At 43.9% G+C, this 24,765-nt stretch carries 22 protein-coding genes; 3 read left to right on the top strand and 19 right to left on the bottom strand.

The genetic code is table 11. The features are described 5' to 3' along the window. Window positions 1–5: 5 nt before the first annotated feature. From G3W54_RS13980 to dusB, 4 genes are all read right to left on the bottom strand, one after another. Complete coding sequence (locus G3W54_RS13980) at window positions 6–2,264, bottom strand: PAS domain-containing sensor histidine kinase (RefSeq protein WP_174244251.1); 2,259 nt, start codon at window positions 2,262–2,264, stop codon at window positions 6–8. An 85-nt stretch (window positions 2,265–2,349) separates the two neighbouring features. Beyond that, window positions 2,350–3,801 carry a nitrogen regulation protein NR(I) gene (gene ntrC / locus G3W54_RS13975; RefSeq protein WP_162653883.1) on the bottom strand — a complete coding sequence of 484 codons (1,452 nt, stop codon included), beginning with the start codon at window positions 3,799–3,801 and terminating at the stop codon, window positions 2,350–2,352. 1 nt (window position 3,802) lies between these two features. Further along, window positions 3,803–4,951 (bottom strand): nitrogen regulation protein NR(II), encoded by a 1,149-nt coding sequence (locus G3W54_RS13970; protein WP_244627941.1) that lies wholly within the window; start codon window positions 4,949–4,951, stop codon window positions 3,803–3,805. Beyond that, entirely contained in the window at window positions 4,948–5,946 is a 999-nt protein-coding gene (dusB, locus tag G3W54_RS13965; protein WP_244627940.1) for a tRNA dihydrouridine synthase DusB, read from the bottom strand. The genes G3W54_RS13970 and dusB overlap by 4 nt, the downstream gene beginning before the upstream one ends. Before the next feature lie 172 nt (window positions 5,947–6,118). Here dusB and G3W54_RS13960 point away from each other — a divergent pair, with 172 nt between their 5' ends. Both G3W54_RS13960 and G3W54_RS13955 read left to right on the top strand, forming a co-directional pair. Then, on the top strand, window positions 6,119–7,327 hold the full coding sequence (locus G3W54_RS13960; RefSeq protein WP_162653881.1) for a bifunctional 2-C-methyl-D-erythritol 4-phosphate cytidylyltransferase/2-C-methyl-D-erythritol 2,4-cyclodiphosphate synthase: 1,209 nt from the start codon (window positions 6,119–6,121) through the stop codon (window positions 7,325–7,327). Then, window positions 7,324–7,812 (top strand): CinA family protein, encoded by a 489-nt coding sequence (locus tag G3W54_RS13955; RefSeq protein ID WP_162653879.1) that lies wholly within the window; start codon window positions 7,324–7,326, stop codon window positions 7,810–7,812. The genes G3W54_RS13960 and G3W54_RS13955 overlap by 4 nt, the downstream gene beginning before the upstream one ends. 27 nt (window positions 7,813–7,839) lie before the next feature. Here G3W54_RS13955 and G3W54_RS13950 read toward each other — a convergent pair whose 3' ends face one another. The 14 genes from G3W54_RS13950 to eno all read right to left on the bottom strand — a co-directional run bounded on the left by G3W54_RS13950 (window position 7,840) and on the right by eno (window position 20,932). Beyond that, window positions 7,840–8,250, bottom strand: coding sequence for a response regulator (locus G3W54_RS13950; protein ID WP_197742871.1), 411 nt, complete (start codon window positions 8,248–8,250; stop codon window positions 7,840–7,842). An 8-nt stretch (window positions 8,251–8,258) separates the two neighbouring features. Next, complete coding sequence (locus tag G3W54_RS13945) at window positions 8,259–10,607, bottom strand: CHASE domain-containing protein (protein ID WP_162653878.1); 2,349 nt, start codon at window positions 10,605–10,607, stop codon at window positions 8,259–8,261. A 183-nt stretch (window positions 10,608–10,790) separates the two neighbouring features. Beyond that, entirely contained in the window at window positions 10,791–11,234 is a 444-nt protein-coding gene (locus G3W54_RS13940) for a type II toxin-antitoxin system RatA family toxin (protein ID WP_162653876.1), read from the bottom strand. Between the two features lie 12 nt (window positions 11,235–11,246). Continuing rightward, window positions 11,247–12,215 carry a lipoyl synthase gene (gene lipA, locus G3W54_RS13935; protein ID WP_162653874.1) on the bottom strand — a complete coding sequence of 323 codons (969 nt, stop codon included), beginning with the start codon at window positions 12,213–12,215 and terminating at the stop codon, window positions 11,247–11,249. A gap of 20 nt (window positions 12,216–12,235) precedes the next feature. Next, window positions 12,236–12,490, bottom strand: a complete 255-nt coding sequence (locus G3W54_RS13930; protein ID WP_162653872.1) for a GlsB/YeaQ/YmgE family stress response membrane protein — start codon at window positions 12,488–12,490, stop codon at window positions 12,236–12,238. 58 nt (window positions 12,491–12,548) lie between these two features. Then, complete coding sequence (locus tag G3W54_RS13925; protein ID WP_162653871.1) at window positions 12,549–12,797, bottom strand: GlsB/YeaQ/YmgE family stress response membrane protein; 249 nt, start codon at window positions 12,795–12,797, stop codon at window positions 12,549–12,551. A gap of 118 nt (window positions 12,798–12,915) precedes the next feature. Next, window positions 12,916–13,146, bottom strand: a complete 231-nt coding sequence (locus G3W54_RS13920) for a hypothetical protein (protein WP_162653869.1) — start codon at window positions 13,144–13,146, stop codon at window positions 12,916–12,918. A 4-nt stretch (window positions 13,147–13,150) separates the two neighbouring features. Beyond that, window positions 13,151–14,596 carry a dihydrolipoyl dehydrogenase gene (gene lpdA / locus G3W54_RS13915; protein WP_162653867.1) on the bottom strand — a complete coding sequence of 482 codons (1,446 nt, stop codon included), beginning with the start codon at window positions 14,594–14,596 and terminating at the stop codon, window positions 13,151–13,153. Between the two features lie 33 nt (window positions 14,597–14,629). Next, entirely contained in the window at window positions 14,630–15,268 is a 639-nt protein-coding gene (locus G3W54_RS13910) for an SGNH/GDSL hydrolase family protein (RefSeq protein ID WP_162653865.1), read from the bottom strand. A 12-nt stretch (window positions 15,269–15,280) separates the two neighbouring features. Further along, a complete protein-coding gene (locus tag G3W54_RS13905) occupies window positions 15,281–16,597 on the bottom strand; it encodes a pyruvate dehydrogenase complex dihydrolipoamide acetyltransferase (protein WP_162653863.1) in 1,317 nt (438 codons plus the stop codon). Window positions 16,598–16,611: 14 nt separating this feature from the next. After that, window positions 16,612–17,997, bottom strand: coding sequence for a pyruvate dehydrogenase complex E1 component subunit beta (locus G3W54_RS13900; RefSeq protein WP_162653861.1), 1,386 nt, complete (start codon window positions 17,995–17,997; stop codon window positions 16,612–16,614). Between the two features lie 14 nt (window positions 17,998–18,011). Beyond that, window positions 18,012–19,049: a pyruvate dehydrogenase (acetyl-transferring) E1 component subunit alpha gene (gene pdhA, locus G3W54_RS13895; protein ID WP_162653860.1), complete on the bottom strand. Its 1,038-nt coding sequence runs from the start codon at window positions 19,047–19,049 to the stop codon at window positions 18,012–18,014. A gap of 146 nt (window positions 19,050–19,195) precedes the next feature. After that, window positions 19,196–19,504: a septum formation initiator family protein gene (locus tag G3W54_RS13890; protein WP_162653858.1), complete on the bottom strand. Its 309-nt coding sequence runs from the start codon at window positions 19,502–19,504 to the stop codon at window positions 19,196–19,198. Between the two features lie 153 nt (window positions 19,505–19,657). Further along, window positions 19,658–20,932, bottom strand: a complete 1,275-nt coding sequence (gene eno / locus G3W54_RS13885) for a phosphopyruvate hydratase (protein WP_162653856.1) — start codon at window positions 20,930–20,932, stop codon at window positions 19,658–19,660. A 329-nt stretch (window positions 20,933–21,261) separates the two neighbouring features. Here eno and G3W54_RS13880 point away from each other — a divergent pair, with 329 nt between their 5' ends. Further along, window positions 21,262–22,866 carry a methyl-accepting chemotaxis protein gene (locus tag G3W54_RS13880; RefSeq protein ID WP_162653855.1) on the top strand — a complete coding sequence of 535 codons (1,605 nt, stop codon included), beginning with the start codon at window positions 21,262–21,264 and terminating at the stop codon, window positions 22,864–22,866. A gap of 46 nt (window positions 22,867–22,912) precedes the next feature. Here G3W54_RS13880 and G3W54_RS13875 read toward each other — a convergent pair whose 3' ends face one another. After that, window positions 22,913–24,544, bottom strand: coding sequence for a CTP synthase (locus G3W54_RS13875; RefSeq protein WP_162653853.1), 1,632 nt, complete (start codon window positions 24,542–24,544; stop codon window positions 22,913–22,915). Window positions 24,545–24,765: the final 221 nt, after the last annotated feature.

The raw sequence follows: 24,765 nt of genomic DNA, 5'->3' as shown, positions 1-24,765 counted from the left end.
GACCTCTATTTTTCATCTTTGCCTGCATCAGCAGGTTTTACAGAATTCTTGGATAAAATGACACGGAACATCGCGCCAGGATTGTTATCAAAGTCAGGTGGGGCATCGTGGAGTTCCAATGAACCGTCATGATCTTCAGCAATTTTTTTCACAATTGCCAGCCCCAACCCTGTGCCTTTTTCCCGCATCGTCATATACGGCTCGAGCAATCGATGTCTATTTTCTCTCGGCAAGCCATTCCCATTATCAATTACATCGACAATGTAATCTTTGCCGTTTTGCGAAGGATAAGCATGAACAAAAATACGCTTGCTCTTACGAGCGTTATCGTCAGAGACGGCATCAATTGCCTCAGACGCATTTTTTACCAGATTTCCAAATGCCTGCCCCAGCATACGGGCGTCAAATTCGCCAAGCATCGGTTCTTCAGGCATCTCGCGTTCAAAATGAATATCAGATCGGCTGACTTCAAGTGTAAATATAGCATCTTTGAGGATATCACGAAGGTCATGTTGCGATTTAACTGGTTTTGGCATACGTGCAAAGGATGAAAATTCATTGACCATTCTTCCGATATCGCCAACTTGCCTCACGATAGTTTCGGTACACTGATCAAAGACTTCCTTACCATCTTCAGGAATATACTTCCCAAACCGACGACGAATTCGTTCTGCTGACAATTGGATGGGTGTAAGAGGGTTTTTGATTTCGTGGGCGATGCGTCGTGCAACATCAGCCCAAGCTGTGGAGCGCTGTGCAACCACAAGATCGGTCACGTCGTCAACGGTAACAACATAAGATTGTCGACCATCGGATGATTGTTCACGTGTAATTTTAACATCAAGATTATGTTCTTTCCCGCCCGAAGTAGTGGTAACTTGAGATCGAAATTCATCACGCCCTCTCAAGCCTGCTTCAATAAAAATGGTCGTAAAGCCCGGAGCGACATCTTCCAGTTTGTTTCCAACCAAATCATCTTCAGATTTATCCAGAATGACTGATGCTGATCGGTTTGCAATTGTTATAAATCCATCGTGATCAATACCAATTACCCCAGCTGAAACGCCGGTTAGAACTGCTTCAGTAAATCGTCGCCGCTCATCGACCTGATCTTTTGCAACTAAAACTTCATCGCGTTGATTTCTGATCTCCGAAATCATGTTATTAAATGTCATTGTTAGCGAGCCTACATCGCCATCAGACGCATGAACTGGTACATTGATTGTCAAATCACCCGCAGCGACTTCATCTGCCGCTGTAATCAAGCGTCGAATGGGTCGAACCAAACGATCTGCGACGGCAATCGCCATCCAAATTGCTGATAAAAGCAAAATAAGCGCAAACCCAAGAAACAGCACACCAAATGCGACCTGCAAAGTTGATCGACCTTCTTCGAGAGAATTATATTCAATTGTTGCGGCTTCCATCAGCCCTTTTGCGCGAATAACTTCATCGTCCAAAGCCCTGACGACATAGAGATAGGAGTTGGAAATATTTCTTAGTTTTAAAACAGCACCAACAAGATTTGTGCGACCTGATCGAATAAGAGCTGGCAATCCATCGGAAGCATCATCAAGAGTTCCCGCTGGCATGTTTGGCATAGTTACACCATCCTCAATATCAGCTTCAAGAATGACTTCACCTTTGTTATCTACCAATTGCGCAGCGATGAGACCGCGCCCGATAGTCTGCCGTTTAAAAAAATCAGCAAACCCGTTTCTATCCAAGGTAAAAAGCGCTCTCGAACTATCAAGATCATTTGCCATTGATAAGACTTGGCCATTTAAGTATCGGGCATTCTCAAGTTCATAGGCTTCGGCCACATCGAGCGATGAATTGACAATGGCCTTCGTGCGAATTGAAAACCAGCGGTCAAGCCCGATATCTAAAGTTATACTTGCAATAACCGCAACGATGATCGCTGGTGTTATAGCTACAACGCTAAATAATCCAACAATTCGAATATGGAGGCGCGCAGCAGCTTTTCCTCGACGACGTGCCTTAAATAGACGGGTGAACTCGAATATAATTATAAAAAGTAGACACAATACAAATGCCGAATTGACGGCCAATGCACCCAGAACCACGTTTTCCTCAGGTTTGATCGGCGTCAGACCCAGCAGGATCATAAATGAAGTACCAGCACTCAAAAGCGCAAGAAAAACGAGTGCCGTGCGATAGTTTAAAAATCTACGATGGTGCTTGTTCGCCCCGACCTGCATATCTACAGCCACAACGTCATTGTTTTTAATATTCAATTGCATATTTTATAGAATCATTCTCGAACCGACTAGTTGTCGTGGTTTTAGAGCAACAATGTGGCTAAAATGCAACGCTTATTACAGACTGTCAAGCTGGCTTAGCGGACCTGTAAACTGAAATTCCAAGTTCTCTAATCTTCTTACGCAACGTATTACGATTTACACCCAAAAGTTCTGCCGCTCGTATCTGATTACCACGTGTTGCTGTAAGGACAGACAAAATAAGCGGATATTCTACTTCTTCAATTACACGCTGGTATAGGCCTACAGGAGGTAAGTCATCTCCAAAACTTGCGAAATACGTTCGCATGTTTTCCTCAACCGATTGAGAAATACTGACAGGACCAGTTGGCATTATATGAGTAAGATCTTGTGCCGAAGGTTCATTTTGCTGAAATTCAGATGCTGTAATCTCGCTCGTAATAACATCTTGCGGATACAAAGCCATAACGCGTCTGACAAAGTTTTCCAACTCACGTACATTGCCTGGCCACGGATGTGATTTGAGCATATTCATCGCATCTACATCAAAACGTTTTGCTTCTAGCCCCTCACCTGCATTTTGCTGCGTGAAGTGCCGAATGAGGTCAGGTACATCTTCTGCTCTATCTCTAAGTGGGGGCAATCTAAGCGGAACAACATTGAGCCTGTAAAATAGATCTTCCCTAAATTCGCCTTTATTAATCGAACTTTTTAAATCCTTATTTGTAGCAGCGACAATTCTAACATCAGTTTTAATCGGTGTTCTGCCGCCAACTGTTGTATATTCTCCCTGCTGCAGAACTCGCAAAAGTCGAGTTTGAGCATCCATCGGCATGTCGCCGATTTCATCCAAGAATAGAGTTCCGCCTTCTGCCTGCTCAAATCGCCCTGTAGACCGAGCCTGCGCGCCGGTAAACGCGCCCTTCTCATGACCAAACAGTTCCGATTCAATGAGATCTTTGGGAATCGCAGCCATATTAATTGCAACAAAAGGGCCATTTCTGCGTTTGCCATAGTCATGAAGTGCTTGCGCTACAAGCTCTTTACCGGTGCCAGATTCTCCTGTGATCATAAGCGTAAGATCTGTCTGCATTAGTCGAGCTAGAACGCGATAAATTTCTTGCATTGCTGCGGAGCGACCCACAAGTGGCATGGTCTCACCCACCTCATCGCCTCCTGTTGGAACTACCTTTTTGGGCTCAGAAAGTGCCCGACCGATGATAGAAACCATCTCTGTTAAATCAAACGGCTTTGGCAAATACTCGTAGGCGCCACCTTCAGATGCTTTGATAGCAGTCATGAAAGTGTTTTGCGCACTCATTACAAGTATAGGGAGGTCTGGGCGTGCTTTCTTGATGCGTGGCAGAAGATCAAATGCATTCTCATCGGGCATCACGACATCTGTTATGACCAAATCACCCTCACCTGCCGCTACCCAACGCCAAAGTGTACCAGCATTTGACGTTACACGAACATCGTATCCAGCTCTTGTAAGAGCCTGATTAAGTACTGTTCTTATAGCAGCATCATCATCCGCGACTAGAATAGTTTCCGTCATATTATGCTCCATCAAGATGAGTATTTGAGAGTTTGAGGGAAGTCTCAACATCTCGTTTCTTAGCTATATTTTCTACGCGTGAAATCGGCATGAGCACTTTGAAAGTTGTACGCCCTTTTTGGCTATCGCATTCCACGATACCGCCATGAGCACCAACAATCTTGGCAACAAGCGCCAAACCCAAGCCTGAGCCATTCGTTTTTGTGGTGATAAAGGGGTCAAACAGATGTGGTTGAATATCGGCAGGAACACCCGGACCATTGTCTTGAATTGAAAATTCAAGCGGTAGTGAAACTCGTTCACGCGTTGAACCAACAGAAATTTTGATACCCGGCCTAAACGCGGTAATCATCGTTATTTTGGGGTTTTCTTGCCCCTTTACCGCCTCTGCAGCGTTTTTGATGAGATTGAGAAAAACCTGTATTAGCTGATCTCGGTTTGCAAAAACTTCTGGCAATGATGGGTCGTAGAGTTCTGCAATCTCGATATTGCGAGCGAACCCCGCTTTTGCAATAGCTTTGACGTGATCTAATACAGAGTGAATGTTTGTTGCGACCCGATCGATGGGCCGCTCATCGGAAAATACCTCCATACGATCAACAAGTGAGACGATGCGATCCGTTTCATCTCGAATGAGACGAGCAAGAGACTTATCTTCATCACTAACTGACATTTCCAATAGTTGCGCAGCACCGCGAATTCCTGAAAGGGGATTTTTTATCTCGTGAGCAAGCATGGAAGCCAGTCCAGAAACAGATCTTGCCGCAGCACGATGGGTCAATTGCCTATCAATTTTGTCCGCGCGTGACCGTTCCTGAAAAACCACAACTACATTGTCTGTATTGCCGACAGGCGAGGCATAAATATCCACAAGCTTCTCATCGCCCAAACGAGGTGAAGACAGGTCAACACGATATTCACTTACCGGTCCACGGCGCTCGCGAACTTGCTCCAAAAGGATCATCAGCGGACTACCAAAAGGTATAAATTCATCAAGTTTCCGGTTCGTCAGATGACTGATACTGGCGCTTAAAAAATTCTCGGCACCCCAGTTGGCTGAGATTATATAACCTTGTGCGTCTACCATAATAACAGCATGGGGAAGTGCATTTAATACAAGGCCTGCTTGGTCGGTTTGGATGTCAATCAAGCGACTTCTCCAATTTTATTTTCATCATTATTATCAATGGCTTTTTCCAGTTTGTTAATAACAAAATTGACATCAAGAGATGAAAGAATTTCCGTTCGCAATTTTGGATCCAGGTTTTGCGCATACCGTTCCAAATACCAATTGAGATGTTTACGCGATTGACGAATACCAATTTTTTCACCGTAATGATCAATCATCATCAAATAGTGTCGCCTAACAAACCGGTAGATATCAGTTGATGTTTTAGGGCAATTATTATCACCTGCTAAAAATCCACAATGCCATGGTCGCCCCTGGCATTGACGACCAACCATTACAGCATCAGCACCTGTAAGTTTCAAAATCTGGTCAACGTCATCAACCGTTTCAACGTCGCCATTAGCTATAAAGGGAATAGTGACAGCAGCACGGACATTCGCAATTGCAGTCCAATCAGCATGTCCTTCATAAAATTGACTACGTGTTCGTCCATGAACTGTTACCATTTGCACGCCCGCTTGCTCTGCCCTGCGCGCGAGTTCTGCGGCATTCATAGAATTTTCATCCCATCCCAAGCGCATCTTGACTGACACAGGAATGTTAACCGCTTCAATTGTAGCCTCAATCAACTCTAACGCCAGATCAAGATCACGCATCAATGCTGATCCTGAATATCCGCCCGTCACCTTTTTGGCGGGGCAGCCCATATTGATATCAATCATATCAGCACCGCTAGCTTCAGAAATTTTTGCGGCTTCGCTCATCCAACTCGCTTGGCGGCCAGCTAGCTGAACAACGTGTGGGGAGATACCCTCACCCTGCAAACGCACTTGCGATTCGGCTGACCTACCAACAAGCTCCCGGCTTGCGACCATTTCTGTAACGACCATTCCTGCGCCGTATTCATAAGCTAACTGCCTGAACGGAAGGTCGGAAACACCTGACATGGGAGCTAGAATTACGCGATTGCGTGTAGTTAGTGGGCCAACCTTTAGAGAGGATGTCGGATCGATCACATTTTGCCCTTCAAATAAGCAAATTAATAGTTGCCCTATTTTTAGTCATTATTTGAAAAATTGCAAAGTTAAAATTTGCATAAATGACAAAAAACCTTTGTGCGAAACGAAAAGCTGGAAAGTAGGTTAAAGGCCGTCTAAAAGAATAAAGACCTCTGTGGAAACTCATCTAATGCCTCAAAATCAAATCGCGAAATCAAAAATTGCAGCAGTAATTGTTGCTGCTGGGCGTGGCGAGCGCGCTGGCGGAATGCAAGACGGTCCAAAACAATATCGAGAAATTGGCAAGAAACCTGTCATTACTTATACGTTGGAGGGCTTTCTTAACCACCCGAACATTTCACAAATAATGATTGTAGCACACCCCGATGACGATCAATTAATTCACAAAGCTTTATCTAATTTGGATCAATCCCGCATCTTAACTTGCCATGGTGGCGCAACACGCCAAGCTTCTGTTTACAATGGTCTGCTTGCGCTTGAGAAGATCAAACCAGACTATGTAATGATTCACGACGCAGTCAGGCCGTTTCTAACCACAGAATTGATCACGAGGATTATTGCAGAGCTTGAACATGGAGTTAATGCTGTTTTACCAGCAATTTCAGTCACTGATACGCTAAAAAGAACTAATGATCAGCAAATTATTGAGAATACAGTTTCCCGTGACAATCTTTATGCAGCCCAAACGCCACAAAGTTTTCAATTCATGAAAATTATTGAGGCACACCAGAAGGCGGCGGACGCAGGTTTACAAAATTTTACAGACGATTGCGCAATTGCAGAATGGGCAGGAATTCCGGTCCATATAATCCAAGGCAATGGTATGAACACAAAACTTACGACCAAGGAAGATATCGTAATGGCGAATGCGAAACTATCGACAAACTTACCCGATGTGCGAACCGGTAATGGTTATGATGTACACCAACTCATCGATGGTGATCATGTCACACTTTGTGGCATCGATATTCCGCACAACAAAACCTTATCTGGTCACTCGGATGCTGACGTTGCGCTTCATGCTCTCACTGATGCTTTACTTGCAACATGTGGTGCTGGAGACATTGGTGATCACTTTCCCCCATCCGACCCTCAATGGAAAGGCGCTGCATCCTATATTTTCTTGGAAAAAGCAGTTGAAATCGTACATCTTCATGGTGGCACAATCATGAATGCTGATGTCTCATTAATCGCAGAGCAACCCAAAATTGGACCTCATCGTCAGGTTATGCGTGAAAATCTAGCCAAAATCCTTGATATTGATGTCATCCGTTGCTCTGTAAAGGCAACGACCAATGAGCGAATTGGTTTTATTGGGCGTGAAGAAGGTATTGCCGCGATTGCAACAGCGACTGTTGTTTATGGTGGCACTGCATGACGAATACCCAAGATTTAGCAGAAAAAGTCATAAAATCGTTTGCGGCTAAGGGATTGATGATCGCAACAGCGGAAAGCTGCACAGGTGGTTTGATTGCAGCTTCGCTTACTGGCATTTCCGGTTCATCAGCTGTGGTTGACCGTGGCTTCGTCACCTATTCAAACGACGCCAAGATGGAGATGCTTGGTGTGCTTGAAGTAACTTTAAAAACGCATGGCGCGGTGAGTGACAAGACAGCTCTTGAAATGGCTCAAGGAGCGCTGGGCAATTCCGATGCTGATATCGCGGTCGCCGTAACAGGAATTGCCGGACCAGGCGGCGGCACGCCAGAAAAGCCAGTTGGCCTTGTTTATCTGGCAATTGCGACAGATAAACATGTGAACGTGCATAAACTTATGTTTGGTGAACTTAAGAACCGCGATGAGATTAGACAGGCGACCGTTGAGCGCGCATTAACTGAACTAGTTTCAATCCTCAACGAATGAGCCTCTTCGCGTCACTCAAGGTTCGAATTATTTATTGATCAAAGCTGTATTTTTTTGACAGAAATCGGCTAGGGCATCTATATTCAAAGGTTTTGTGAAGTATTCCACGACTACATCGAATGCCATAGATTTATCAACATCTCGCTTCTGATTAGAGGATGTCAACATAATGACAACTGGCGCATTACTCAGATCATATTGCTTTGCATAGGCTTCTAAAAATTCATGCCCGTTCATTCTTGGCATGTTAATATCAAGGAAGATAATCTGCGGTAAAGTGTCCAGATCTTTGAGTGTGGCCAATGCTTCTTCACCGTCTAGAGCTGTAAGTATCTGTATATCTGGGTTGTATTTACGCAAAATGTGATCGCAGATAAATTGATCAGCTTCGCTATCATCAACCACAATAACCGACGATAAAATTATATTAGAAGACAATTTTTGACCTACTTTATTGGTATAATTAATCTGAATAAGGAACCTTTTTCGAGAGGATGGTATGAAATCTCCCCACCCAACATATGGGCACTTCTTTTCATGAGGTAAAGCCCCAGACCTGTACCCTCCGCAACTCTTGGATGGAACCGCTTAAACATATCAAAGACTTGGTGTCTATATTCTTCGCGTATGCCCAATCCATTATCAGAGAATTCCAAATGAAGTTCTTCTGCAAGCTGATAACAAGATATTTTTAGCATTGGCTTAACTTCTTCAGGATCATGATATTTTGCGGCATTTGAAATCAAGTTTTCCAAGATGAGTTTCAGCCTCGAAGGTTTCGTCATTATACCCTCCTCAATCCTTATATCTCGCTCTATAGATAATTTTTCAAATCCATTAGCGTGATCCAGCTTGCTGATGGCGTCATCTATAACCTCAGAAATGGTTAAGTAAACATCGCTCTCATTCGCACTTCCAATTCGCGTTAAAGTAAGAATATCCGAGATTAAAATCTCAAGTTTGCTTAGAGATTTTTTTGCATGAGATATGCTGCTGCGTGCTGCTTCTGTATCTCCGTTATTGATTGATTCGTCGGCCAAGCTTAGCAGTGTGACGGACGAAACGATTGGCGAGCGCAGATCATGAGACGTTCGATATGCGAACTCCTCAAGCTCTTCATTTGCATGTTTTAAATCTCGTGTTCGCTGTTCCACCAAATTTTGAACAAAATTATTCTGTGATGCTATCATCATCAGGACAACCAAAAACAAAGTTATAAACACCGCTCCGCCGCCCGCTAACCCCCACAATGACTTAATATAATCTCCAGTCAAAAGTGGGCCATTTTTGATGAACGTAACTTTCCATCTTTTCCCAGCAACTTCAAATTCCTGCTCTGTATGAACAATTCTATCCAAAACATAACTCTCAGCAGCTCCATCTTTATTATCGGAAGTTCTGGAATCAAATAGCACCAAGGGTTCCGCGCCGGCCGAAATTTCAGTGAGAAAAAAATCTGATTCAATTGATGAGGATGCTTCCACAAGACTTTGCACAAGTGTAGGGAAAACAAAAATGCCATTTATGTATCCAATATGCACCCGTTCTTTTTGCCCCAAAAACTTTTTAAAAACGGGAAAATAAATAATGAAACCATATTCATCTTGTTTCTGCACAATAGAAAAACGACTAGTAGCTCGCGCTATGCGTTTATCGCGTGCTTCATCAAGTGTATCCCTACGCAACGCGCCCGAAATTCCATCTACCCCATATACATCAAATCCGTGAGCAAGTTGATTTTGTTCATACGGCTCCGTGAAGGCCAGTGGAAAATAAACCTGCCTGTCTGCCGAAATAGTCAATTTTCCAAATTTATCACGCGATCTAATTTCAAAAGTGGAAAAACCCTGACCTCGGATGTTTGCAACAAACTTCTCCCGATTCTGGTGATCGATTTTTGGCAACCATGATAAACCGTATAAACCCCAAGGCGTATCAAACAAAGGTTTGGTAAATATTTTGAACTCTGAAGCGGTTACATTTTCTGACGCCTCAACAAATGATCCGGTGGCATTTACGGCTGTAATATCAACCGCTAGCATCTCAGTAAATTGATCCACAATAGTATGAACCTCACTGGAGTATTCATCGAATGTATGTTTAAGCCATTGTTTTTTTGAGCTATCAAAAACAAAGATAAACACTGAAATTGAAACTAGCAAAGGCACGATAATTGTAAAAAATGTCGATTTTGCCAATTTATTTCGGCATCGAATATGCGAAAGAATAACTACCGTGAGCGGGGCAAAAACAATAACACCGAAGATATCTCCGACCCACCATATCTTAATGAAATCAACAAAATCACCGCTAGACAGACTCGCAAAATTGGCGAACGCTAATCCGCTAATGGTTGCTGTCATTGCGCAAGTTATCGGGCCACCGATTAAAAGGAAGATAAGAATATCTCGCAAACTACCCATGTATAATTCTGCACTTGTAAAACGCCTAATTAGATATGTGCCTACTATTGCATGCAAAGCCGCTCCTGTGGCCAGCGATGTCGTGACTAAAATGTCTGAGAAATCAGGGGTTTTATAAACAGCAACTACCATTATAAAGCGCGCTAGAAAAACACAGATGGCTGCCTTATTACCCAGAACATAGACAAAACCAAGCCCAACACCAGCCGCAGGCCATGTTACTGAAACAAATCCAGGTGGAATCACAAAAAGATCACCAAGCTTACTAGCAAGCACATAGACTAAACAAAGGGTGAAAAACGAAACCAAGTTTCGAAACCAAATTGGCGTATTTTGATAATGTCCAGCTACATCCATGCCAGCTACATTCATAAAGGATGCCCCTTTTACAGCACGAGTAGCGCATTCGCCCGAGCAACACATAAATTTCAAACAAAAAAAGAATCGAATTTTATATTTATTTAAAATTCTAACCTATTTTTTAGGAAAAAATCTAGCCGCACTGCAAAATAGCTTAACTTATTGGAATATAATACCATTAGACCAATCTACCAATTAATATATCTCGTCTGCTCTTTGTTCGAAACTTTGCGTAAACTTTGCAAATGCACGTTCAAACATTGACCCCATCAATAAACCCAAAGCAGGATTTTTAAAGCTATAATCTATATAAAAATCGATAGTGCTCGAATGTTTGCCACCTTCAATAAAAGTCCAGCGATTATCAAGGTGTTTAAATGGCCCGTCAATATACTTGGCCTCGATGATCTTCTCATCAGGCTTTAACAAAACCTGACTGGTGAAGGTTTCTTTTATCGCCTTATAGCCCACAGTCATATCTGCGATCAGAAGCGTTTTACCATCACGATCCCGCGTATCACGTATGGTTAAAGCTTCACACATGGGCAAAAACTCAGGGTAGCTTTCCACATCCGCCACCAGCGCAAACATGTCGTCAGCGTTGTGATTTACCTTATGCTGTTTTTCAAATTTTGGCATTATCGGTCAAAGCTATCTGTCTGCCAGTAACTTGGCTTCCCTATTTGCTCTAAGTTTAGCAAAATCATCGCCCGCGTGGTGTGATGAGCGTGTCAACGGACTTGAAGACACCATCAAGAACCCTTTTGAATAGGCATTCGTCTCATATGCTTTGAACTGCTCAGGCGAAATAAAATCTACAACACGATGGTGTTTGCGCGTTGGCTGCAAATATTGTCCGATCGTAAGAAAATCGACATCTGCAACACGAAAATCATCCATCAGTTGCAAAACTTCGTTCCGCGTTTCGCCCAAACCAACCATAATTCCAGACTTGGTGAACATGGTTGGATCAAGTTCTTTAACCCGCTGTAATAACCGCATAGAGTGAAAATACCGCGCACCGGGGCGCACTGTAAGATAGTTAGAAGCCACCGTTTCCAGATTGTGATTGAAAACATCAGGCTTGGCTTTGACAACGACCTCAAGCGCACCATCCTTGCGTAAGAAATCTGGGGTCAATATCTCTATTGTGGTTTGAGGAGATGCGCTACGAATTGCACCGATAACCTGCGCAAAATGTTCTGCACCTCCATCATCCAGGTCATCACGATCAACAGATGTAATTACAACATGTTTGAGACCCATTTCAACGACAGCTTTTGCTACATTTTCTGGCTCATTCTGATCTAACGCATTTGGTTTGCCAGTCATGACATTGCAAAACGCACATGCACGGGTACAAATTTCGCCCATAATCATAAAGGTTGCGTGTTTCTTATCCCAGCATTCGCCAATGTTCGGGCAACCAGCCTCTTCGCACACGGTAACGAGATTATGCTCTTTAACAATGGATTTTGTTTCACGATAGCCTTTAGAAACAGGTGCTTTCACACGAATCCAGTCAGGCTTTTTCAATACTTCCGTATCGGGTTTGTGAGCCTTTTCAGGATGCCTAAGACGTGGCCTGGGCTCATTGATCGTGTCGAGTATCGTAACCATTCGTGCTTCCTAAGTTTGGTCTAATTTTTGATTTTCTTTGAGATAAAAATCAAGAGGCTAGCGCCGATAAAACCTGAGATAAGATATGCAAGCCAACCACCTGTGATAGCTATACCAAAAATTCCGAGAAGAAAGTTGGCTAGCAAAGAACCAACAACACCCAAAATAATATTAATCAAAACGCCCGTGTTGACCTTCATGAATTGTCCGGCCAACCAGCCTGCAATACCGCCAACAATAATAGCAATTAACCAAGTCATAATAGCCACCTTCACTATATCAATTCAAATTCGTGCTAAACCTTGCAAAATCAAAGATAAGCAATCTTGGGAATTAGGCAATCATTCTTGCCACAAATACCACTACAATCGCGCCTACGGTCGCCTGAATAATTGACGCAATCAATAAGCTATCGATTCCAAGGTTAATACCAAGTGCTGAAAATAAGAAACCGCCGACAAATGCGCCTATCACACCGGTGATAAGATAGCGAATTAAACCGCCTCCACCAACAATAAAGCTTGCTAAAAAGCCAGCAGCTACACCGACGGCCAAAAAAATTATTAGAGATTGGGTATCCATTATAAATTCCTAAATTTATTACGCTTAATCACTTACCCTGTAATTTTCTTTTAAGTCGGTTTTATGATCGCTGTCATAAATACGGTTATTTCTTACTCGAAACAATGCGCCTAATTGTCTAACTACGATCGATTTTCTGAGCAATTTTAAGCGCTCTAAATAAAAGCCAAACCATTAATCCAACGACCAAACCAACGCAGCCCATTATAGCGATGACAATCCAAATGCCCGTCCATCCCTCAAAACTCATACCACCAATATCAACACTGCCACGCCCTTGGATGGCAGCAAAACCACCCAACGCACCCAAGATAATGCCTATGAGCATAGGTATGAGAAACGCACGCATGATACTATGCGTTCAATACGCGCCCATAGGCATCAAGCACACTTTCCTTCATCATCTCGGACAATGTTGGATGCGGAAAAATCGTATGCATTAGCTCTTCTTCGGTTGTCTCCAAGTTCATAGCTACAACGAATCCCTGAATAAGTTCTGTAACTTCGGCTCCAACCATATGAGCACCAAGAAGTTCGCCTGTTTTCTTGTCAAAAATCGTTTTGATCATGCCGTTGTCTTCACCAAGTGCGATGGCTTTGCCATTTGCACTGAACATATAGCGGCCAACGCGAATTTCGCGGCCAGCCTCTTTGGCTTTTTCTTCAGTAAGGCCGACACTTGCTACTTGTGGGTTGCAATATGTGCATCCCGGTATCAAGCTTTTGTCCATTGGATGAACATTTGGAAGACCAGCAATTTTTTCAATGCAGATCACACCTTCATGTTCAGCCTTGTGTGCCAACATTGGTGGTCCGGCGACATCGCCAATCGCATAAAGCCCTGGCACATTGGTTTTGCCATAACCGTCAATAACAATGCATCCACGATCGGTTTTAACGTTTAATGCTTCGAGGCCAAGGTTTTCAATATTACCCTGAACACCGACGGCCGAAATCAAACGATCCGCTTTGATTTGGGTGACTTTTCCATCTTTGGTTTCAACATGCGCGGTAATATCATTGGAGCCCTTATCAACTTTAGTGATTTTAGCTTCTGTGATGATCTTCAGGCCACGTTTTTTTAGTGCTTTTTGAGCGATCTTAGATATTTCTGGATCTTCGACCGGCATGATATTTTTCATTAACTCAACAACTGTGACATCCACACCCATTGAAAGATAAAAGCTAGCAAATTCGATACCGATTGCGCCAGACCCCATAACGACCATGGATTTAGGCATTTCCTGCGGCACCATAGCTTCAAAATATGTCCAAATCAGCTTGCCATCTGGCTCAATACCCGGCAATGCACGAGGACGCGCGCCAGTGGCTACTATAATATGTTTTGCTGTGTAGGTGCCCTCCGGAAAAATACCTTTTGGCACGGGGTTTTGCGGTTGCATTGCAGGTTTTGAAGGTTTGGAGACAATAATTTCATTGGGCTTTGATAGCTTTGCTTCACCCCAAATCACATCCACCTTATTTTTCTTCATCAAAAAGCCGATACCACCATTCAAACGGGCTGAAACACCGCGTGAACGCGCTACAACATCTTCGACCTTTGCCGTCATCTTGCCTTCAAGCGTCAGTCCATAAGATTTTGCATGAGCAGCGTTGTCCATCATCTCAGCAGAACGAAGCAATGCCTTAGTTGGAATACAACCCCAGTTGAGACAAATGCCGCCCAGATGTTCGCGCTCGACAATAGCAGTTTTCAAGCCTAGCTGCGCAGAACGAATGGCCGTTACATAGCCACCAGGGCCAGAACCAACAATGATTACATCATAATTATTCGACATCAGAATGTCTCCAATACTTTATTGTCTCTACGCTTAGAGACCCAACATAAGTTTTACAGTCGCAGCTAGCCCGCGGCCCAGTTCTTTTGTATTTTTCGCATCCATATGGATGCCGTCTAGTGGTGTTGTTTTAGACACCGAATTTGCATCATAGAAACCACAGCCCAATTCGTCTGCCAATTCAGAAAGCAAGCTTGGCAACATTGAGGATTGAGCAAGACCGTCGGTAAACATTGCGCCAATATCAGTGTTCGCTGTTTGCGAAAATTTTGGCGGAGCGACAATCAATATCTCTGGAACATTTGTACCATCCCGATAGGCGTGGTTTTTAATCAGCGAGATAATTCGTTTTGTACCAGATACGCTTGATGTAGCGGTTCCAACGATCATGTTTTTAAGGTCATTGGTTCCCAACAAAACAATAACTAAATCAAGCGGTTGATGGCTTTCAAGCAATGTTGGCAATATTCGTGTGCCATTGCGATCACAGTCAGCAGTGAAATCATCAAATGCTGTGGTCCGACCATTTAGTCCCTCAGCGATGACGTGAATATCATCGCTTAACATATCTGCTAGCGCACTTGGCCAACGATCTTCAAGTGCATGACGACCACCCGATGCAGCATCAAAGCCCCATGTCAGTGAATCGCCAAAGCAGAGAACATTTTTCATCGCTAAACAGCCTTAAGCCAACATTCCCATTGGATTTTCGATATGACCTTTAAATGCGGCCATAAGCTCAGCACCCAAGGCCCCATCAACAGAACGGTGATCAGTTGAAAGTGTAACAGACATAACCGTTGCAACAGCCAATTCACCATCTTTAACAATTGCGCGCTTTTCACCAGCGCCAACAGCTAAGATTGTTGAGTGCGGAGGATTGACGATTGCTGAGAAGTTCTTGACGCCAAACATACCAAGATTAGAAACAGCTGTTGTACCGCCTTGATATTCAGCTGGTTTCAATTTCTTGTCACGTGCACGACCCGCCAAATCTTTCATCTCTTTTGAGATAGTCGAAACAGTTTTTTCTTCTGCTTTGCGAACGATTGGCGTAATTAACCCACCATCGATAGATACAGCTACACCAACATCAACATGCTTGTGTTTGACCATGTTATCTGCGGTCCATGATACGTTTGCTTCCGGCACATCACGAAGCGCTAGCGCCATGGCTTTTATTACCATGTCGTTGACGGAGATTTTGAAGGCAGGTTTATCATCTTTAACGGGTGCAGATTTATTGATCTGGCTGCGAAGTGCAAGAAGTGCATCAATTTCGCAATCAGCTGTCACATAAAAATGCGGCACGTTCTGCTTAGATTCTTGCAGACGCGACGCAATTGTCTTGCGCATGCCATCATGTTTGACCAATTCGTATGAATCATCATCAAACAATTTCAGTACTTGCTCATCAGACATTGATGGTGGCTTTGAGGCCGATGCGTTTGCTGCCGCAGGTGTTGCAGTCGCCTGCGGAGCGGCAGTTACACCATTAGCAATTGCTGCTTCGACATCACGCTTAATGATACGGCCTTTTGGGCCAGATCCTGAAACGACAGACACGTCAAGACCAGCGTCTTTTGCAATTCGGCGAGCCAGAGGTGATGCAAACACGCGAGCACCATCGGCCTTAGCCGATACTACGCCAGGAGTTGCTGCTGGTGCAGGACTAACAGCAGCAGCCGGAGCTTCAGTTTTTGCCTCTGCTACAACTGCTGGCGCTGGTGTAGCTGTCGGGGCAGCAGGTGCACCAACTTCTTCACCAGAAATCACAGCAATAACTGAGTTCACTTTAACGCCTTCGGTTCCCGCCTCAACAAGAAGCTCTAGAACTTCGCCCTCATCAACGGATTCGACTTCCATGGTTGCTTTGTCAGTTTCAATCTCGGCGATAACATCACCAGGATTGATCTGATCACCAACCTTAACAAGCCAGCTTGAAAGTGTGCCTTCTTCCATTGTGGGTGATAAGGCAGGCATTGTGATATTAATAGGCATGATGTCGTCCTCCCTTAACTTGTGTATGTGACGGCTTTAACAGCATCGACAACTTCCTGAACGTTTGGCAAAGCCAGTTTTTCAAGATTGGCTGCATATGGCATTGGAACATCCTTACCAGCGACTGTTAGAACAGGCGCGTCTAGATAATCAAATGCTTGTTGCTGAACGCGAGTGGCAATCTCAGCGCCAACAGAACCTTGCGGATACCCCTCTTCTACAGTCACCAAACGGCCAGTTTTCTTCACTGATTCAATGATTGTAGGAAGGTCCATCGGGCGAATAGTGCGCAAATCAATAAGTTCTGCATCAATGCCCATAGTTGCAAGTTCTTCAACTGCTTTAATTGCGTATGTCATGCCAATTCCGAAGGATACGATTGTTACGTCTTTTCCTTCTTTATGGATACGTGCCTTACCGATTGGTAGAACAAAGTTATCCATTTTGGGTACATCGAATGCTTGACCATAGAGAATTTCATTCTCAAGGAACACAACTGGATTTGGATCGCGGATCGCGGCTTTCAAAAGGCCTTTTGCATCTGCAGCGCTATAAGGCATGACGACTTTAAGCCCCGGAATTTGACTATACCAAGCGGCATAACACTGCGAATGCTGCGCACCCACACGAGCTGCTGCGCCATTTGCGCCACGGAACACGATTGGCGCGCCCATCTGTCCACCAGACATATAAAGCGTTTTAGCTGCCGAATTGATGATGTGGTCAATTGCCTGCATGGCAAAGTTAAACGTCATAAACTCCACAATTGGCTTGAGACCAGCCATTGCTGCGCCAACGCCGATGCCTGTAAAGCCATGTTCGGTGATCGGTGTATCAATCACACGTCGTTCGCCAAACTCATCAAGCATACCTTGTGTGATTTTATAGGCACCTTGATATTCGGCAACTTCTTCACCCATGACAAAAACATCGTCATCAGCGCGCATTTCTTCGGCCATAGCATCGCGCAAAGCTTCGCGAACTGTGGTTGAAACCATCTCCGTTCCCGCGGGAATTTCCGGATCTGACGCTAATTCAACAACAACCGGTTGAGCTGGAATAGATGCAGCAGCAACTTCTGTATTGACTTCTGGTGCACTGGCAGCTTGTGCAACTGGCGCAGCAGTAGGTGCAGACCCAATTGCATCAGCGCTTTCGCCCTCTTCCAAGAGAACAGCGATGACTGAATTAACTTTCACACTTTCAGTACCTTCGGCAACCATGATCTTGCCGATGACGCCTTCGTCAACCGCTTCGACTTCCATTGTTGCTTTATCAGTTTCGATTTCGGCTAATATATCGCCAGAAGACACCGCGTCCCCTTCGGCTTTAAGCCATTTAGTCAAATTGCCTTCTTCCATTGTAGGAGACAAGGCAGGCATTAGAATTTCTATTGGCATGTTCTATTCCTCCCTTAAACCAAGATATCTGTATAAAGTTCAGATGCATCCGGTTCAGGATCGTTCTGTGCAAAATCTGCGCTATCTGCTACGATTGCGCGAACTTCCTTGTCGATGGCTTTCAAATCATCTTCGGTCGCAAGCTTGCCCGAAATCAGACGTTCTTTAACCTGCTCGATAGGATCTTGTTCTGAGCGCATTTTCTGCACTTCATCTTTGGTGCGGTACTTGGCCGGATCGGACATCGAGTGTCCACGGTAACGATATGTCATCATTTCAAGGATCATTGGGCCCTTGCCAGAACGAATGTGCTCAACAGCAGCCTCTGAGGCCGCATGCACTGCACGAACATCCATACCATCAACTTGATATCCTGGAATATCAAAAGCTGTTCCTCGATCTGCAAAATTTGTGTGTGCTGATGCGCGAGACACTGCGGTGCCCATTGCGTATCTATTGTTTTCTACAATATAAAGAACAGGTAAATCCCACAAAGAAGCCATATTAAAGCTCTCATAAACCTGACCCTGGTTGGCCGCGCCATCGCCAAAGAATGCAACGGCTAGATTATCTGTGCCGCGATATTTATTTGCAAAACCCAAACCAGTACCTAGTGCCACTTGCGCGCCCACAATACCATGACCGCCGTAGAAATCTTTTTCTTTGGAGAACATATGCATGGAGCCACCCTTACCTCGCGAATAACCGCCTTGGCGACCCGTTAACTCCGCCATAACACCTCGAGCTTCCATGCCTTTAACCAGCATATGACCATGATCACGATAACCAGTGATCATTTGATCACCATCTTTAAGCGCCATCTGGATACCAACAACGACAGCTTCCTGACCTATATAAAGGTGACAAAACCCACCGATTGCACCCATGCCATATAATTGACCAGCCTTTTCCTCAAAGCGCCGGATCAAAAGCATCTCACGATATGCTTTTAATTCTGTCTCTTTGTCAAAATCGCTGATTGATTTACCAATTACATTTTTTTTCGTGGTCGTTTTTCGTGCCGAAGATCTTGTAGTCTTTCGAGCTGCCATATGAGCCTCCCAGTGGTGAAGTTTGGGCGATCATAATTCAAATTGTAACTAACAGCAACAGCATAAATGCATAGCTGATATTCATGTTATATATATGATTTTTATATGAAATTATAAAATTAACTTAATTTAAGTTAATGCATAAATTACTGATAAATGATGATTTCATCTTCTCGCGAAACAGCAAGCAAACTACGAGCTCGCTCATCAAGCATGTCCGCTTCGAGAGTTCCATCGCTCATCAATTTTACTTGTTTTGTCAGATAGGCTCGCCGTGCAGCCAACACTTTGGATTCTGCATTTAACTCATCAATTTGAGCCTGCATAGCTTTGCCGGACGTCATACCGTATTCACCATTTACGGTATGAAAAGCAAAATAACTAAGTGATGCCATACCCAATAGATATAGGCCGATCCTTAGCATTATAAATTTACGTTTAAAGCGAGTACGCATTACTTGACCTCGTGATATTCAATATCGACGAAGATGATTAATTTTGTCTTATCGACAACCTGCTTTTTTCATAATTAACATCAATATCTGAATTAAATTCGCATAAAAAAAGCGGCGCCGAAGCACCGCCTTTCATAACAAAAATTACCGCGATTAATCGCGAAGAATAGATCGACCAGCATAAACTGCTTGCGCACCTAATTCCTCTTCAATACGGATCAATTGATTGTATTTGGCTAACCGGTCAGATCGTGACAATGAGCCAGTTTTGATTTGCCCACAATTTGTAGCAACAGCTAGATCGGAAATAGTTGAATCTTCTGTTTCGCCGGAACGGTGGGACATAACAGCTGTGTATGAAGCTTTATGCGCGGTTTCAACAGCATCCAGCGTTTCAGACAGCGAGCCAATTTGGTTCACTTTCACCAAAATAGAGTTTGCAACGCCCATCTTGATACCATCCTTGAGACGAGCAGTGTTTGTTACAAACAGATCATCACCAACAAGCTGACATTTTTTGCCAGACAGTTCAGTTGATGTTTTCCAACCTTCCCAGTCATCTTCTGCCATACCATCTTCAATTGAAATGATTGGGTATCTATCGACCAATTCATCAAGATACGCAGCCATTTGGCCAGCATCAAGTGTACGTTCTTCACCTGCAAGAACATATTTTCCGTCTTTGAAGAATTCAGTTGATGCACAATCCAATGCGAGGAACATGTCTTCGCCGGGCTTGTAGCCAGCTTTTTCGATTGACTGCATGATGAAATCAAGAGCCTCGGGTGCACTACCGATATTTGGAGCAAAACCACCCTCGTCGCCAACATTTGTGTTGTGGCCAGCGGCAGATAGTTCTTTTTTCAAAGTATTGAAAACCTCTGATCCCATGCGGATCGCATCTGACATTGTGTCAGCTCCGACAGGCATAATCATGAATTCTTGAAAATCAATTGGGTTATCAGCATGTTCACCACCATTGATGATGTTCATCATTGGAACAGGCATTGTACGGGCATTTGGTCCACCGACATAACGGAAAAGCGGAAGACCAGCAGATTGTGCAGCAGCTTTAGCAACAGCAAGCGAAACACCTAGGATAGAGTTTGCACCAAGACGGGCTTTATTAGGCGTACCATCGAGAGCAAGCATTGTCTTATCAATTGCGATTTGCTCTTCGGCTTCCATATCGATAACAGCGTCGTAAATTTCGCCATTTACCGCAGCAACTGCTTTTGTGACGCCTTTTCCTAAAAAACGTGATCCGCCATCACGAAGCTCGACAGCTTCATGGGCACCGGTTGATGCACCAGAAGGAACGGCGGCACGACCAAACGCGCCATCTTCGAGCAGAACATCAACTTCAACTGTTGGGTTTCCGCGACTGTCGATAATTTCACGACCTTTGATTTCGACAATTGCTGCCATATTATGTGATCCTTCTCAAATTTAGATAGTTAACCATTTTTAAGTTGATTAAGTTGTTTTCCATACCGCCCTGAAAAATGGGTTGGGAGGACAGTTGGCCTGTTCATAGCGTAAAGTGTCAAAAATGCAATAATTAGCAGAGTTTCTTGCGTGTTTTATGACAATTACCAGCTACGAAACATCTGGTGATGAATGAATTGAAACGCACAAAATCCATCTTTGCGTAAGCTTCATTCATTAAAAAAATGACATCAAGAGTCGAATGAAATCTCTTTTAATGAGATATGACGGATTTATGTGCCCTGCGCACCACACAATGATTGAGTGACATGAAAAATACTATCGCCAACCAGATGTTCATTTTCGGATTTATTGTAGTTCTTGCTTTCATAGCCAGTTTAACAACACAATATTACGCCTTACAGAAAATAAATGCAGGCGCTGAAAATGAAGCAATTCTGACTTTGGCAATCGTACTTGTTGCCATCATGTCGATCTTAATAACAACGTTCGTCTTCTATTGGATCAAGAAGCGTGCCGTTGCTCCGCTATCACGGATTGGTGAGCATTTAGCTGCTGGAAATTTCTCAAGTGATGTGCCATTTATGGAGATGCAGGATGAGATTGGCGAAATTGCAAAATCCATTCAAAAGCTCAAGAAGATTGTTATAGATCGAGAAAACAAACGCGCGCTTTCTGAAAAGCAACTAAAGAAAAAAGATGAAGACAGCGCTGAATCAAATGAAAAATCAGCACATGACAAGGCAGAACGTGCTCACGCCTTGCAAGTACTCACTCACGGATTGGTGTCTGCTTCGCAAGGTGATCTTAGTTTTCGGATAAATGAACAACTCACACCGGAGTTCGAGCAACTGCGTGCCGCATATAATCAAAGTACATCTGCACTGTCTGTCGCATTATCTGAAATTAGCAACACAACAGCTAACGTTACCAATACGGTAAATATTGCAGGACAATCCTCCACTGAGCTAGCCCATCATACAGAGCAGCATTCAACGGCGCTGGAACAAACAGCCGCAGTAATCAATAATGTAACAACTTGTGTGAGCGGGTCGAGCGAACAGGCAAATAATGTTCAGGCTATGGTATCTCAAACAAAAGAAGAGGCTGAAAAGTCTGGCGCTGTTGTTCGTACAGCTATTGAAGCTATGACAAAAATTGAAGAATCTGCACAACAAATCAATCAGATCATTGGGGTGATAGACGAGATTGCCTTCCAGACTAATCTTCTTGCGTTAAATGCCGGCGTAGAGGCTGCTCGAGCCGGAGAAGCTGGCAAAGGCTTTGCAGTTGTTGCTCAAGAAGTACGTGAACTTGCCGGCCGCTCAGCAAATGCGGCCAAGGAAATTAAAGGACTAATTGATACTTCATCTAAGCAGGTTGAAACAGGTGTTTCACTTGTTAATGAAACAGGTGATTCTTTGCAGGAAATTGAAGCACGTGTTGCAGAGATAAACGATATTATAGGTGTTATCGTCCAGAGCTCGGTTGAGCAATCCAGTGCACTTAATGATATTAATGGCACTATGAGTGAGATGGATCAGACAACAAAACAGAGTAAAAATATTGCCCAGCAAACACATCAATCTTGCTCAGGTCTTTTGGAGTTATCATCACAACTCGAGAATAGTATCAGACGTTTTCGTCTCGAAAATTCAGGAAATTATCCTACTCAAATGCCCACAGCTAACCAATATGTGCAACCGACACAACCGTTTCAGCCGATTGGCCAGACACAATCGCGACCCGTAGAGAGCCTACAGCTAAGAGCGGTGGACAATACTTATGTACCATCTCAACCAAGCACATCCCCTGCCCGATCATTAGGCCGCCGACTAGCTGGCGCTGTGACGCAGGAAAATCAGCAACAAGGTCAATATCAGTCCAATGATAGCAACTGGGATGAATTTTGATCTCACCATCCAGATGAGATGAAATTTTTGCACAATACTAACTTATTTAGACCAACCGTGATTGCTCAAGAGCAGCTTCTATAAAACTTGCAAATAGCGGATGCGGGTCTAGTGGGCGCGATTTCAATTCTGGATGATATTGAACACCGATAAACCAGGGATGATCAGAATATTCAACAGTTTCTGGAAGAATCCCATCAGGAGAAAGCCCTGAGAATACCAGGCCACACTCTTCGAGTTTATCTTTATAGTTCACATCAACCTCATAGCGGTGACGATGACGTTCAGAAATGCTCTCAGAGCCATATATCTCAGCGATCCGCGTACCATTCTTCAATGAAGCATTGTAAGCACCAAGACGCATAGTCCCGCCCAGATCACCATTGGCTTTTCGCTGTTCAAGCTGGTTGCCTTTGACCCACTCAGTCATAATACCTACGAGGTTTGTGCCTGTTTTCTGTTCAAATTCACTCGACATGGCATCTTCGATGCCAGCTAAATTACGCGCAGCTTCCAAAACAGCCATTTGCATACCGTAGCAAATTCCGAAATATGGTACCTTTTTAGTTCGAGCAAACTCGGCAGCACGAATTTTCCCTTCAGCACCGCGATATCCAAATCCACCAGGAACGAGAATACCATGCACTTTTTCTAAGTAAGGTGCCGGGTCTTCTTTCTCAAAAATTTCAGAATCAATCCACTCAAATTTCACCTTAACCCGATTGGCTATACCGCCATGATACAAGGCTTCCATAAGTGATTTATAAGCATCTTTCAGGCCGGTATACTTGCCTACAATAGCAATTGTGACCTCGCCCTCAGGTGACTGTATACGATCTGAAACATCCTGCCACGCCTCAAGGCGAGGCTCGGGAGCAGGGTCAATACCAAAGGCTGCCAAGATTTCGTTATCAAGGCCTTCTTTGTGATAGGCCAAAGGCACATCATATATGCTTGCGACATCAAGCGCTTGAATAACAGCAGAAGGACGCACGTTACAGAAAAGCGAGAGTTTGCGGCGTTCTTCCTGCGGGATTTCACGATCAGCGCGAACCAGTAAGATATCAGGTGCAATGCCCATAGCTTGCAATTCTTTAACTGAATGCTGTGTTGGTTTGGTTTTCAATTCGCCAGCAGCAGCAATAAACGGCATCAAAGTTAGATGCAGATAAATCGCACTGTTGCGCGGTAAATCATTACCAAGCTGACGAATGGCTTCCATAAATGGCATGGCTTCAATATCGCCCACCGTACCGCCGATTTCACACAACACGAAGTCATAATCTTCATTGCCATCAAGCACGAAGTCTTTGATTTCGTTTGTTACATGAGGAATAACCTGAACGGTTGCGCCAAGATAATCGCCACGGCGCTCCTTGTCGATGATATCCTTATAAATGCGCCCCGTGGTGATGTTATCCATCTTGACCGCAGACCTGCCAGTAAATCTTTCATAATGGCCCAAATCAAGGTCAGCCTCTGCACCATCATCGGTCACAAAGACTTCGCCATGCTGAGTAGGGCTCATCGTGCCCGGATCAACATTTAAATAAGGGTCAAGTTTACGCAGCCGCACTCGATAACCACGAGCTTGCAGCAAAGCGCCTAAAGCAGCAGAAGCAACACCTTTACCAAGGGAAGAAACCACGCCACCAGTTATAAAAACATATCGTGCCATGGGATTGAAGGATTAGCTAACTTTTGTGAACTACGCCAGCGAAATTTTTATTATTTTAAACTTTTTGGTGGAAAATCACATCTTATCAAGATCCATTTAGCGGTCGCTTGATAAGTTTATCCAAAACCAAAATCCGGTGCTATTATGCATGAGCTCTTGTTTTTAATATTCTCAATAATTTCAATTTGCTTTTTTATATCCAAATTACGGAAGATGCCAGA

The organism is Lentilitoribacter sp. Alg239-R112, assembly GCF_900537175.1.
Taxonomy (GTDB): Bacteria; Pseudomonadota; Alphaproteobacteria; order Rhizobiales; family Rhizobiaceae; genus Lentilitoribacter.
The sequence above is the reverse complement of the archived record's forward strand: the minus strand, read 5'-3'. Positions and strand labels throughout refer to the sequence as shown.